Genomic DNA, 12,714 nt, shown 5'->3' with positions numbered 1-12,714 from the left:
TCACCAGCCGCCAAACTCATAACTGCTATGCATCCCTCGCAATGTGCAGCGCAAACGGCAACCGCATAATGCCGTGACGCAACGCTCACATTGAAGCCGCGTTTGTCCCGCGAACCGGCAACGAGGAACCCCAATCCATGTCTGACAATGCAAATGCAAATGCCATTGCACAACCGCGCAATGGCGGACGCATTCTCGTCGATGCGCTCGCGCGCAACGGCGTCGATACCGTCTATTGCGTTCCCGGCGAAAGCTATCTCCCGGTGCTCGACGCGCTGCACGACGCGCATGGCATCCGCGTGATCACGACGCGCCATGAAGGCGCAGCGTCGAACATGGCCGATGCATACGGCAAGATCACCGGCCGCCCCGGCATCTGCTTCGTCACGCGCGGCCCCGGCGCCACGCACGCGAGCAACGGCGTGCACACGGCCAGTGAAGACTCCACGCCGATGATCCTGTTCATCGGCCAGGTGGAACAGGACTTCATGGGCCGCGGCGCATTCCAGGAAGTCGACTACCGCCAGATGTTCGGCGGGATTGCCAAGTGGGTCACGGAAATCGACAGCACCGAACGCATTCCCGAGATTCTCGCGAAGGCATTCAGCATCGCGATGTCGGGGCGTCGTGGTCCAGTGGTGATCGCGCTGCCCGAAGACGTGCTGTTCGGATCGGCAACGGTAGCCGATGCACCCGCGGCACGCGTCGTCGAGGCGGCGCCCACGGCGCACGCGCTGAGTGAACTGCGGGCGCTACTCGAACGCGCGTCGCGGCCGCTCGCGATCGTCGGCGGCACCGGTTGGGATGCCGAAGCGACCGCGGCGTTGAGGCGCTTCATCGTGGCGAACGATCTACCCGTCGCCGCCTCGTTCCGCCGCCAGGACCTCTTCGATAATCGCGATCCGCACTATGTCGGCCAGCTCGGCCTCGGCGTATCGCCGAAGCTCGCCGAACGCGCGCGCACCGCCGACCTGTTGATCGTGGTCGGCTCGCGGCTCGCGGAGACGACGTCGTCGGGCTATACGTTGTTCGAAAGCCCGACGCCCGCGCAGACGATGATTCATGTGCATCCCGATCCGCAGGAACTCGGCCGCGTCTACCAGGCGCGCTTGCCGATCAACGCCGGCCTGCGCGAGTTCGCGCTCGCGCTGGATAGCGTCGCGCCGGTCAGCTCGCATGCGTGGGCGCAATGGACGAAGGACGCGCGCGCCGACTACGTGGCTCATTCGACGCCGCCCGCACCATCGCCGGAAATTGCGGGTGTGGATCTCGCGCATGTGGTCGGCCACCTGAACGAAGTGCTGCCCGACGACGCCGTCATTTCGAACGGCGCGGGCAACTACACGGTCTGGGTGCACCGCTACTACCGGTACAGGATGCCCGCGACCGAGCTCGCTCCCACGAACGGCGCAATGGGCTACGGCTTTCCCGCCGCCATTGCCGCCAAGCTGCGCGATCCGCAACGCAGCGTGGTCTGCTTCGCCGGCGACGGCTGTTTCATGATGTACCCGCAGGAGCTCGCCACCGCCGTGCAGTTCGGCGCGCCGCTTATCGTAATCGTCGTCAACAACGGGATGCTCGGCACGATTCGCATGCACCAGGAACGCGAGTATCCGGGCCGCGTCTCGGCGACCCAGCTCGCGAATCCGGATTTCGTCGCGCTAGCCAAAGCGCTCGGCGCACACGCGGAGCGCGTCGAACGTACCGAGGATTTCCCCGCTGCGTTCGAGCGCGCGCAACAGGCCGGCGTCGCGGCGCTGATCGAACTGCGCACCGATCCGCGGCAGATCACGCCGGTTAGCCGTCTGAGTGCATGAGCGTGGCCGCGTGCAACGTCGTATTCGGCCACGTGCCGTCGCTGACGAGATCCGCGGCAAGATCGCGGATCATCTGCGCGACGTTCCATACGCCTTCCGGCATCACGCGGTTTTGCGGCCACGCGATGGCGACTTCCCGCTGCACGACGGGGTCCGTCAACGGAAAACATTTCACCGTGCCCGATGCCACTTCGTCGACGACGGCGGCTGCGGGCAGCACAGTCGCGCCGCATCGTTCGATCACGAGGCGCTTCGTGATGGATATCGAGCCATCGCATTCGAGCGCGATCATAGGCGCAAAGCCGTGCCGCGCCGCAAGCGATTCCACGAGCACGCGCAGTCCGTGATGCGTGCTCGGCAGAATCAACGGAACGCCGGCGAGCCCGCTGACCGCAAACGGCCCGTCGGACACCGGCGATGCGGCGGGCGTCACGAGGCACACCTGCTCCGACAGCAGCGCATCGAACTGGCTTGTGCCCGGATGCTCGGGCACATACATGATCGCTAGGTCGATCTCGCCGTCGTTCAGCAAGCCGAGAAGATGAGTCGCGAGTCCTTCGACGAAGCGCACTCGCGTGGCTGGATAGCGCGCCTTCAGACGATGGCCGAGACTGCCGAACATCATGCGCGCGATGGTCGGCTGCGCGGCAACGGCGAGCGTGGCCGGCCCGCGCGCGGCGCTGTCCTGCATCGCGACGCGAGCTTCGTCGAGCGTTTTTTCCATCGCGAGCGCGTAACCGAGGAGTTGTTCACCACGCGCGGTGAGCCCGACTCCGCGGCCGCTACGGCGAAAGAGCCGCACGCCGAGCTCCGCTTCGAGCATGCCGATACGCCGGCTGACGGTCGACTGATTCGCGCCCAGCTCCATCGCGGTGCGCGAGATGCTGCCGGTTTTCGCGACGCGCGCGAACATGGCGAGATCGTCTGAGTTCATGGACGCGGAGTAGTTAGCCGGAATAGTTAGCCATACTGCGCGAATACGTCGTACCGCTCACCGCGTTACAAACGCTATGCTCACAGGAGACGGCACGCTCGCCGCTTGCCCGGTCTGCGACAGCATGCCAGAAGCATTGTCGATAGCGAGCACGTTCACTGTGCCGCTGCGCTGATTCGCGACCAGCATCCACTTTCCGGACGAATCGATCGCGAATGCCCACGGCTTCTCACCGCCCGACGAAATGCGCTGAACTGGCGACAGTTCGCCGGAGGCCGCATCGACGCGATAGACCGCGAGCAGATTCTCCGCGCGATTTTCGGCGTACACGAAGCGTCCGTCGCCGCTGACCGCGATTTCCGCTCCGCTCGGCGTGCCCTTGAAGTTTTCGCCGCTGACCGGCAACGACTGCCGCAACGTCAAGCGCCCTTGCGATGCGTCCCAACGAAACACCAGCACCTGCGCGGACAATTCGCTGATCACATAGACAAACTGACCGTTCGCGCCGAATGCGATATGACGCGGCCCGCTCCCCGGCGGCGCAGCGAACGATCGCGGAGGAGTGGCGTCGTCGGCCACGAGCGCGTGCGCCGCGCGGTCAAAGCCGTAAACGAACACGCGATCGGCGCCGAGGTCGGGAACAAGTGCATACCGCCCCGAGGGATCGACTGCCGCGCTATGCGCATGCGCGCTTGCCTGCCTGCGGTTCGGGCCCGAACCGGTCTCCTTAACCGTGCTGACGACCGCGCCCAGGCTTCCATCGTCATTGACAGCGATGCTCGATACGGAACCGCCGCCGTAATTCGCAGCGAGCAACGTCATCGACGGGATGTCCAGGTACAGGTTCGTGGTGCCGCTGCCTCTCGTCGCAACCTCGTTGATCCTGGCGAGCGCGCCGTTCGAGCGATTCACCGCGTAGGCGATCACGCGCCCTTCTTTCGCGTTGTCGTCGTCGACCGCGTAGAGCACCGGCAAAGCCGGATGCGCGACGACCCATGTGGAGCGCGGCCCCTCGGCAACCTTGCCGATCGTCGTGAGGCGGCCCGTGGATGTATCGAAGCGCATGGCGTGAATCTGGCGGTCCTGCGTGCCGATGTACACGAGTTCCGTGCGTGCGTCTTGCGACGATGTGCCCGCACTGCTGCACGCACTCAATGCCGCCGCGAGCGACATCAGTACAGCGAACGCGCCGGTTTTAACGTATTGGGTACGTCTGATTCTCGTTAAAGGCTGGGTCATGGGCGACGAATCTGGAGACCTGAGTGAACTAGAGATGTTTCCAGACTATTCGATTCACCGCGGTACGTCCCTGCATAAAAGCACGATTCGCCGGCATTTTTCGCTGCACGCGCTGCGTTGTCCAGGCGCTTACTGTGACGAAGCCTTGCGATGAGGCTGCTGCCGCGCGGCCACGCGAAACTGGCTGGGTGCCTGACCGACTTCCCTGCGAAAGAAGCGCGTGAAATACGCGGCATCGGCGAAACCGAGGCCAAAAGCAATCTGCTCCACCGACATGTCGCCGAAGATCAGATTGCGTTTCGCCTCCGTAATGATGCGGGCGTGGATCATCTTGGTCGGGCTTTGCTCAGTCGCCGACGCGCACGCTGCACGCAGTTGCACGAGAGACACCGCCATCATCGATGCATAGTCCTGCAGCGGCAGATTCTCGCGGAAGTGTTCATCGATCAGCTTGCGAAAACGTTCGACGAGCCGAATGTCGTTGCGAGTCGAGCTTTCGTGCGCCGCATCGAGGCGCGCCTCGCGAACCAGCTTGAGCAAAAGCATGGTGAGCAGCGCTTCGGTGCCGACCACATGGCCGGTCGCATCCGATTCCACTTCTTCCTTCAGGCTGTGGATCAAGCTGCAGAACTCCATTCCCGCTTCTGCGGAATGGGCAAGTGGAATCACGCGCGGCGCAGCCCACAGTGCGATGAATTCGTGAAACCTGGCGTTCACCTGCGCCAGATAGGCGACCTCGATCGTGACGACCCAGCGGTCGGCATCGACTTCATAGTCGAGACCATGCACGCACTCGGTCGGCAACAGCAATGCGCACGGCCCTTCGAACGGCACGCTGCTGCCTTCGAGATTCATCACGCCGCGCCCATTGCGCACGAATATCACTTGCCCGTAGGCCGGATGAGCGTGAGGCTCGGTTCGCCAGCGGCCTCGTTCGGTGACATGTCCAACGTGCACGAACCAGTCCCGTTCTTCAGGGCGCTCAACGTACAGACGAACCTTCGGAACAGTTGTCAGCTTCGCCTTGGAACCGGACCGCGTTTGATACTTTGCCGACGCACTGTTTGTCATAAAGTCTCCTTGGCCGCTACGGATTCACGCGCCTATTGATTCACGCGCCCACTATCAGCATTCCGGTTTCGCGAGCCATCGGGCAGCGCGATGCGGATAACCGCATGCTGCTCGTGGCGTATGGCGAGTGGAACCGCGAAGTGCGTGAGAAGATGGACGCGGCACGAATTGCGGTGCGCATGCGCGAGTTTGCAGCAGCGCTAACAGCGGAAAAAACCCACGAGAGCGCCGTAGATTTTTGCATATCTTCGAACAGCACGCGCCCTGCTATTTACCCGAACGCGCAGCGCGGCGGCGATCAGAATCGATGCACCATGCCGATAATCGCGCCGCGCGTGTCGGCGCCCGGTGCGACGGCAAGGCCCGTATAACCGGTGCCGTTGAGCGTGAAGCGCGCCTGATTGCGGTTCTGGATAAAGCCTGCGGAGCCGTACAGCGTCGTGCGTTTCGACAGTGAATAGGCGTACGTCAGACCGACCTGCTGCGCATTATTGCCCTGCCCGGTCCGGTCATGCGCATAGCCGTACATGACTGAAAACTGCGCGGCCGGACTGAATGCATAAGAACCGGATGCCTCATACACATCGCGTTTGATACTGTTATCGGTCTGGTGTTCGGTGTGGTACGCCAGATAGAACCGCGCGGCTCCTACACCGACAGACGCCCCCGCGTTGAACAGTTTGAGTGTGGACGTTCCCGCGGCGTTTGCCGCCTGCTCGTAGCCTGCGGCGATGCGAAAAGGTCCGTTCTCGTAGCGAAGCGCCGCGTTATAGAACTGGAATCCGTTGGTCGGCTTCGTGGTGGAATCGCGCATTGCCACCATGAACTGCGCGCTCAGGCCGTACACCGTCGGCGTGAAATAAGAAATCGCGTTGTTCACGCGCACGGTCAGGCTGTTGAAGTTATTCATTGGCGAGCCAATGCTCATGACCGCCACAGGGTCGAGCTCGGGGTTGATAAAGATGTACTGAGGCGTGTTTTGCAGGCCAAAGCGCGTCTCGCCGAATGCGCCGGATAGACCGACCCACGCCTGCCGGTTAAAAGCGGCGGCCGAATTTGAAGCCGCGCCTGTCACGCCGGAGAAGCCCTGCTCCAACTGGAAATTGACGTGCAGACCGCCACCTATGTCTTCACTGCCCTTCAAGCCGTACCGGCTTGCGAACAGTCCGCCGGACACCGCGCGAAGAACCGTTCCCGCAGCGGAATTCCGGTATTCGATGCCGTTGTCGATAACCCCGTACAGCGTGACCGACGACTGCGCGTATGCAGCATTGAAAGCGCATGCCGATGCAATCACGGATAAACCCATGATGGTCTTTTTCATTTCGTCTCCTGTTTATAGTTTGTTTGTGCGAGCCTTATCCCGGCCGCCAAGGTGGCTACGGCCGCTACGGTCGCTGTGCGCTATCAAGCGTATTGAATGAGCGGTGGCGCGTCCCTACACAAAAGTCAGTTTCACTGGCATTTTTTAGGTAGTACTGGCTCGAGCGAAAGCGCCTCGTCGACCTCGTTGATTTTTGGCGCCCATTCGCGGCGAAGCAGAACGACGGTGCTCGCGGCGCCCATTAACAGGAAGATAAAAATCGCCATCATCGGCAGTTCGTAGCTTCCGCCAACGTGCAGAAGCCAGCCCGAAAGACTCGCCGATACACCTCCCGCCAGGCTGGTCGCGACCTGCTGTAGCCCGGTGTTCAAGCCGACGGCCTGAGTCGGAATCAACGTCAGTTTGCACAGCGCGAGATTGTTCGCCGTGACGAGCCCCAGCAGCGACAGCGACGCTACGTTCCAGAAGAGCGCCATGTCCGCGGTGCGCGCATAGGCGCCGAGCAGAACCGTCGTGCCGCCGATAAAACCCGCCACGATAAAACATTTGCGCACGAACACGGCGTCGTGTCCGCGCGCGATTATTCTGTCTGCGGCGAACCCCGCGAGCGCCGCCACGACCGCGATCCCCGCAAAGCTAAAAAACGTATAAACGCCCGACTTCTCCAGCGAAAGCCCGCGCTGTTCCACCAGATAGGCAGGCATCCATGTCATGCAGTAGAACGCGAAGTAGCTGTAGCAGAAATTGTTGACGAGCCCGCCCCATACAACAGGGCTCGCCAGCAGATTACGGAGAGGCACCGAAGCGGCCCGATGCATGGCCGCCGCGAGTTCATCGCGCGACGGGTAATCGTTTCGCACCATCAGCAGCCAGGGCAGCAACCAGACGAGTCCGACGAGTCCTGTTGCAATGAACATCAGTTGCCACGAATATCCGACGATCATCCACGCCGCGATAGGCGCACCGAGTGCGGGCCCCATCTTGCCGCCAATCGAAAAGATGCCTAATGCAGTGCCTTTCTGCGTTTCCGCGAAGTTGTTCGCGAGATAGCGATAGGTGGCCGGCACCACCACCGCTTCCGCAACGCCGATAAGCAGACGCATCACGATCAGCGCCGACAATGTCGTCACCATGCCGGTGGCCGCGGCTGCCAGACACCACAGCACGAAGCACACGGAATACGGCCACTTCACGCCATAGCGATCGACGAGCCAGCCCATCGGCATCTGAAACAGGCCATAAGACCAGAAGACGGCGGAATTGAGCCAGCCGCGCTCGATGCTCGTCAGCGCAAAATGCCGGACAAAGCTTTTGTCCGCGAGCGCAGCGGAAAGGCTCGTGCGATCGACAAAAGAAATCAGCAGACCTAGCGCGAGAAGCACGAGGATGCCCCAAGGGTTTTCAGCGCCCGCGCGTCTGTGCGTCAACTGATTCGTCTCCATGCTCACAGCGTCGGAATGTATAGCGGCATCGCTTCTTCCCACAGCGTATCCGTGATCGGCCGCTGATTGCTGCCGTCCGCATTCATCACCCAGTTCTGGCCGTCGGGCTGGAAGCTGTTGTCGTAGAGCGCGAGTTCGTCGCGAAAGCCGTACGTTCCCGAGCTATACGCGATGCGGCCGTCCCACGTCCATACGGCGTGCCCCTGATTCGAGCCGTCGGTCGTGAGCCGTGTGAGGCCCGTGCCGTCCGGACGGATCGTGAACACGTCGTAGTTGAACCGGTTTGGATTCGTGGCGTCGATCTGCTTGCGCGTGAACACGATCCTGCTGCCGTCCGGCGACCAGCCCGGCAGATTGTCGGCGCCGCTCGTCAACACAGTCGTGCTGCGCGTGGCCAGGTCGAGAATGCGTAGCCCCTGAACCTCCTCGCTCCATACGCGGTACACGAGTTTCTTGCCGTCCGGCGAGTAGCTCGGAAAGCCCGAATTGATGGAGCCGTCTGTCAATGCTTCAGCCTGGCCGTTCATGCTGCCGTCGGCCTTGATACGCATGATCTGCGCGGGGCCGGTACTGCGCGTGAAAAACCAGTTGCCCACGCCGAAAGCGACCCACTGCCGATCGGGCGACCAGGCCGGTTGAAATGCGCCGGCGAGACCCTGAGCGATGGCAGCGGGGTCGAGGCCGCTCGTCGCCGGATCGTAAATGCGCGTGTAACCGGACAGATTGGGATTCGCAACGGCAATCGACGAATTAATTGCCTTCTCCGTATACACGAGCTTCGCGCGATCCCTCGACAATTGTGGGAATACGTCCAGATAGGTGTACTTCCATGCGGGGTCGAAACTGAAGAGCGGCGTGCCATTGGCGCGTGCGGGACTAAACGCGACTTTTTCGTAGACCAGCTTCGTGCCGTCGGGCGAATAACGCGGCGAGCGGATACCCGTATTGGCTGTCGAGTGGAAAGTACCTGCCGTTGTATAAAGCCCTTCGGTCGAGCCGCCCTTGACGTGATACGCGACGGTGGCCGCATTCAGATATTGCGGAAAGACCTTGAAGCCCGCCGTGGAGGTGAGCGCCGTTCGCGAAAGGCTCGCTATATCCACTGAGACCAGTTGCGAGCTCACCGAGTTGATCGACTCGGGACGGTGCGCGCCCCATGTCGATTCCACCGGCGTTTCATAGAACACCACGCGCTTGCCATCCGGCGACCACGACGGCGAACCCTCGTCATAGCCGGAAACGCCGGCAATTTTCTTCCAGCCGGAACCGTCTGGCCGGACGATATAGATACTGCTTTCCTGCGTGCGCTCCCAGCCGGTCGGCAGATTGTGGCCGCGCCAATCGGAGCCGGTATCCGAAGACAACGCGAGCCATTTGCCGTCCGGCGACCATGACGGCCTGAAGTAACCATGCGGGCGCGTCGGATCGAAACCGAGCGAGCCCGTCACGTTGTTCAATGCGCCCGTCGATAGGTTCAGCGTCCACACGTTGGTCGTGCCGAAGCCGTCGTTGCCCCGGCGCGACGAGACGAACGCGATCACGTTCGGGTCCGTCGGCGAGAAGACGGCCGCATCGTCGACCGCAATGTGATCGGTTAGCCGCTCGAGACCGGTGCCGTCCACTTTCACGCGATACAGGTTCGATTGACCAGCGCCGTCGCGCTCGGACGTGAACACAAGCCACTGGCCGTCTTTCGAAAAGGACGCGTGATAGTCGAAGCCGGTACTCGGAATCAGCTTGCGTTCGCCAGTACCGTCGGCATTCGATATGTACAACTCTGAACTGACGGGGCCGACCCGGTTCAGGAACAGGGTTCCTTTCGGCGCCGCGCCCGCGGTGCCCGCAACGGCAACCGAAACCGAAGCGGAAACCGAGACAGCCCCGATGGCGATGCACGCGAGAAGCTTCTTTAAGGACGAAGTGAGATACACAGCGAATGCCTCCATGAGTTTTATGATCAAGCGGTTTTATTTCCTCGATACCTCCGTTCGCCCCCGCTTTCCGGGCACGATTCAGCCGAGGCTGCCGGTCACGTCGTCGAACAGTTCATCCACCGAAAGCCGATGCGGAATGATCTTCTGATCGAGCGCCCAGTCGATTGCCAACTGGATGCCCTTGCGGTTCTCCTCGAGTCCAATAGGCGGAAACACGGCGGGCACACCGCCTTCGGTCTGAGCGCGGCTCTCCACGATCATCCGGTACAGTTCCCGCACAATGTCCGGACGCTTCTTCGAAATGTCCTCGTGCACGACGAACATGTGGTTGATCGGCACCACGCCTTCGCGCGCGAACCAGTCTTTAGCCGCGGCCTGCGCGTTGGGCACGAGCGTGCGTACGCGTTCGTCTTTGGGCATGTCCTCGCCGAGCAGCGCGGCGGCGAGTTCGCCGTCGAGCATCATCTGCGGGATCGACGAACCGGCGGGCAAACGTTCGCAGTTATTCGGATCGCGGTACTCGGCGAGATGGCCGTCGCCGAGCGTCATCCATGTGACCTTGTCGAGATCGACGCCATATTCGTGGCGCAAAATGCCGCGAATCCATAGCGCGGTCGTCTGCGTATAAGTGCGAACGCCGACTTTCCTGCCTTCTATGTCCTTCGGATCGAGCTGGCCGAACTCGATGTTGTAGCCCGCGCAGTGATGCTGGAAGCGCCCGGAGATCGGCGTCGGCAACAACACATAGGGCTTGCCGTAAGCCTTGGCCTGCAGGAAGGTGACGATCGCGAGTTCGCCGGCGTCGAACGCGTTCTCGCGCACCATCGCCTTGAAGCCGTTGTGCGCCGGCGTGGGTCCGCAGTAGTCGAGCTTGACGAGGTCCGAGGCGACGCGTCCTTCCTTCATCGCCTTCGTGACCGGATAAGTGGCCAGATTCGTGCGTAAGGCGGGCACGCCCGCGGACCGCTCGGTAAACGTCGTTGTCATTGCGCTTCTTTCCTGTGCTTGAATGAATCCGGTTCAATACCCCGCCATCTCGCGCGCCATGCCGACCACGCCGTAGCTGCGCAGCGGCGCCGACATCAGAAAGCGATATCCCTCTTCGAGCAGGCGTTTGTGGTTCTTCGCGTTCACGTGCGGATTGCCGACCACCACGTTGTGCTTGCGGCACGTTTCGACGATCTTGCGCATCGCGTCGACCACCACCGGGTGCTCATAGTCGCGGGGATAACCGAGCTCCTGGCTCAGGTCGCCCTCGCCGATCAGAATGAAGCCGATGCCCGGCACGTTCGACAGAATGTCGTCGAGGTTTTCGATCGCCTCGGTGCTCTCGCACATCAGTCCGACGAGAATTTCTCCTTGCGGCGCGAGCGGCCACACGTCGGCCTTGCGGTAGTAATCGGCCATGCTCAAACCCCAGTAACGCGCGGCGTTGGCCGGGCCGTCGCCGCGCACGCCCTTCGGCTCATACAAGGGCGCGCTTTTAGGCCGCGCATACCGGCACGACGCGACTGCGTTGTATGCCTGCTCGACTGTCGCCACATGCGGCCAGATCACGCCGTAAGCGCCGCGGTCGAGCACCTGCTTCGCGAACGCCTGATTCATTTCGGCGCCGTTGGCGGGAATGCGCGCGATCGGCGTCACACGCGGCGCTACCGAGCCCGACTCGGCGATCTGCTTGCGGCTGAGCATGTACTGCAACGCGTCGCCGAGCGCGGTCACGTCGTAGGGGTTGTGCTCCATTTCGAAGACGATGCCGTCGTACGGCGCATCGCTCATCTCGATGGCGGTCTGCTTGTCGAGCTTCGAGAACGCGGCAAAAGCGGGCTTGCCGGATTCGAATGCGCGGATGATGCTGTTAAGTCGCGTGTCGCTCATGGTCTTTATCTCAGGATGAAGAGGGGCAGGCGTGGATGCATGAACTTGAGTTGGGCGCGGCTCATTCGTCGGCCTTCCAGTACATGAAGCCCATGCCTTCGCCGGTGCCGGCCGGCGTACGCCAGCACGGCACATAGTCGACGAGCGTCATGCTGGCGCGCGTTTCCTGCACGGCCTTCATCACGCTGACGTAAAGCTTGATTTCGGAGGTGCCCGACTGATACGAACGGTTGTCCACCGCGGCGAGACCTTCGTAGTCGTAGTCGGCGAGCATCTTCATGATGCGGCGGTCGAATTCCTCGTCGTTGACGAAATGCGAGAGACCGCCGGATGCAAAGATGCCGACTCGCACATCCTCCGGCCACGCGTCGATCGCATCGCGCAGTACCGCTCCGAACTCGATGCAGCGCGACATGGACGGCTGCGTCGGCGGATAAAAGCAGTTCATGATGATCGGCACATGCGGCGGCGGTTCGTCGCCCATGATCTGGTGATAGACGAAGCTGTACGCATGCGGCACGACCGGATACGCCGGCAATGGCTTCATCCACACGTTGTCGGGCCACGCGAACAGATCGGTGAGATCGAAGCCTTCGCGCTGGAAGTGCCCGATCAGATAACTCGCCAGCTTTGGATGACACTGGTGCGTAACGTGGTGGTCCGGTGCATAAACGGAGCGCTGCGGCGGGCCGTTATGCACTTGCTCGCCGCTGTAGATGGCGATGGACGGCGAGCAGTGCGTAAAGATCTCTTTCTGGTCCTTGCCGAGAATGATCGCGACGTCGATGTTCGCGTCGCGATACGCGGCGGCCATGACGTCGAGCGCGGCGCGGCAGCGCGCGGCGCGCGCGGTGCGCTCCTCGAGCGTCAGGAACTTCTCGAACGCCGCTTCGCGATGCGCTTCCAGCTCCGCATAAGTCCAGGTCCGATTGCGATACCACAGCTCCGGATTGCTACGGTCGCGCTCACCGTTCTTTAGCCAGTCCTCCGGTGCCTGACCCAGCATGCCGCTATGCGGCACTGCCATCCCGAATACAATCTTCGCCATGTAAGGTTTCTCAGTGAATTAGTGTTT

The 12,714-nt window shown here is 61.9% G+C and carries 10 protein-coding genes; 1 reads left to right on the top strand and 9 read right to left on the bottom strand.

The window, feature by feature from the left end; all coding sequences use genetic code 11:
- The first annotated feature begins 137 nt into the window (after window positions 1-137).
- On the top strand, window positions 138-1,817 hold the full coding sequence (locus P0D87_RS13285) for a thiamine pyrophosphate-binding protein (protein WP_053860511.1): 1,680 nt from the start codon (window positions 138-140) through the stop codon (window positions 1,815-1,817).
- On the opposite strand, the gene P0D87_RS13280 is transcribed toward P0D87_RS13285, so the two are convergent.
- The 9 genes from P0D87_RS13280 to P0D87_RS13240 form a co-directional block, all read right to left on the bottom strand.
- Window positions 1,798-2,751, bottom strand: coding sequence for a LysR family transcriptional regulator (locus P0D87_RS13280; protein ID WP_053860510.1), 954 nt, complete (start codon window positions 2,749-2,751; stop codon window positions 1,798-1,800). The genes P0D87_RS13285 and P0D87_RS13280 overlap by 20 nt on opposite strands.
- Before the next feature lie 57 nt (window positions 2,752-2,808).
- Window positions 2,809-3,990, bottom strand: a complete 1,182-nt coding sequence (locus P0D87_RS13275) for a lactonase family protein (RefSeq protein ID WP_321175849.1) — start codon at window positions 3,988-3,990, stop codon at window positions 2,809-2,811.
- Between the two features lie 129 nt (window positions 3,991-4,119).
- Entirely contained in the window at window positions 4,120-5,061 is a 942-nt protein-coding gene (locus tag P0D87_RS13270; RefSeq protein ID WP_053860508.1) for a helix-turn-helix domain-containing protein, read from the bottom strand.
- A 298-nt stretch (window positions 5,062-5,359) separates the two neighbouring features.
- Complete coding sequence (locus P0D87_RS13265; RefSeq protein WP_029968886.1) at window positions 5,360-6,385, bottom strand: porin; 1,026 nt, start codon at window positions 6,383-6,385, stop codon at window positions 5,360-5,362.
- A gap of 131 nt (window positions 6,386-6,516) precedes the next feature.
- A complete protein-coding gene (locus P0D87_RS13260; protein ID WP_053860507.1) occupies window positions 6,517-7,827 on the bottom strand; it encodes an MFS transporter in 1,311 nt (436 codons plus the stop codon).
- A gap of 2 nt (window positions 7,828-7,829) precedes the next feature.
- Window positions 7,830-9,773 carry a PD40 domain-containing protein gene (locus P0D87_RS13255; protein ID WP_053860506.1) on the bottom strand — a complete coding sequence of 648 codons (1,944 nt, stop codon included), beginning with the start codon at window positions 9,771-9,773 and terminating at the stop codon, window positions 7,830-7,832.
- A 66-nt stretch (window positions 9,774-9,839) separates the two neighbouring features.
- Window positions 9,840-10,748, bottom strand: a complete 909-nt coding sequence (locus tag P0D87_RS13250) for a substrate-binding domain-containing protein (protein WP_053860505.1) — start codon at window positions 10,746-10,748, stop codon at window positions 9,840-9,842.
- A gap of 33 nt (window positions 10,749-10,781) precedes the next feature.
- Window positions 10,782-11,639 (bottom strand): HpcH/HpaI aldolase family protein, encoded by an 858-nt coding sequence (locus P0D87_RS13245; protein WP_006050430.1) that lies wholly within the window; start codon window positions 11,637-11,639, stop codon window positions 10,782-10,784.
- A gap of 61 nt (window positions 11,640-11,700) precedes the next feature.
- Window positions 11,701-12,687, bottom strand: coding sequence for a DODA-type extradiol aromatic ring-opening family dioxygenase (locus P0D87_RS13240; RefSeq protein WP_006050431.1), 987 nt, complete (start codon window positions 12,685-12,687; stop codon window positions 11,701-11,703).
- Between the last annotated feature and the right edge of the window lie 27 nt (window positions 12,688-12,714).

The organism is Paraburkholderia sp. RL17-368-BIF-A (genome assembly GCF_046054045.1).
GTDB classification, from domain to species: Bacteria; Pseudomonadota; Gammaproteobacteria; order Burkholderiales; family Burkholderiaceae; genus Paraburkholderia; species Paraburkholderia graminis.
The sequence above is the reverse complement of the archived record's forward strand: the minus strand, read 5'-3'. Positions and strand labels throughout refer to the sequence as shown.

Coding starts and splice junctions, on each gene's coding strand:
- P0D87_RS13280 (WP_053860510.1), bottom strand. CDS start 2,751: ATGAACTCAGACGATCTCGCCATGTTCGCGCGCGTCGCGAAAACCGGC.
- P0D87_RS13245 (WP_006050430.1), bottom strand. CDS start 11,639: ATGAGCGACACGCGACTTAACAGCATCATCCGCGCATTCGAATCCGGC.
- P0D87_RS13255 (WP_053860506.1), bottom strand. CDS start 9,773: ATGGAGGCATTCGCTGTGTATCTCACTTCGTCCTTAAAGAAGCTTCTC.
- P0D87_RS13250 (WP_053860505.1), bottom strand. CDS start 10,748: ATGACAACGACGTTTACCGAGCGGTCCGCGGGCGTGCCCGCCTTACGC.
- P0D87_RS13260 (WP_053860507.1), bottom strand. CDS start 7,827: ATGGAGACGAATCAGTTGACGCACAGACGCGCGGGCGCTGAAAACCCT.
- P0D87_RS13285 (WP_053860511.1), top strand. CDS start 138: ATGTCTGACAATGCAAATGCAAATGCCATTGCACAACCGCGCAATGGC.
- P0D87_RS13265 (WP_029968886.1), bottom strand. CDS start 6,385: ATGAAAAAGACCATCATGGGTTTATCCGTGATTGCATCGGCATGCGCT.
- P0D87_RS13270 (WP_053860508.1), bottom strand. CDS start 5,061: ATGACAAACAGTGCGTCGGCAAAGTATCAAACGCGGTCCGGTTCCAAG.
- P0D87_RS13275 (WP_321175849.1), bottom strand. CDS start 3,990: ATGACCCAGCCTTTAACGAGAATCAGACGTACCCAATACGTTAAAACC.
- P0D87_RS13240 (WP_006050431.1), bottom strand. CDS start 12,687: ATGGCGAAGATTGTATTCGGGATGGCAGTGCCGCATAGCGGCATGCTG.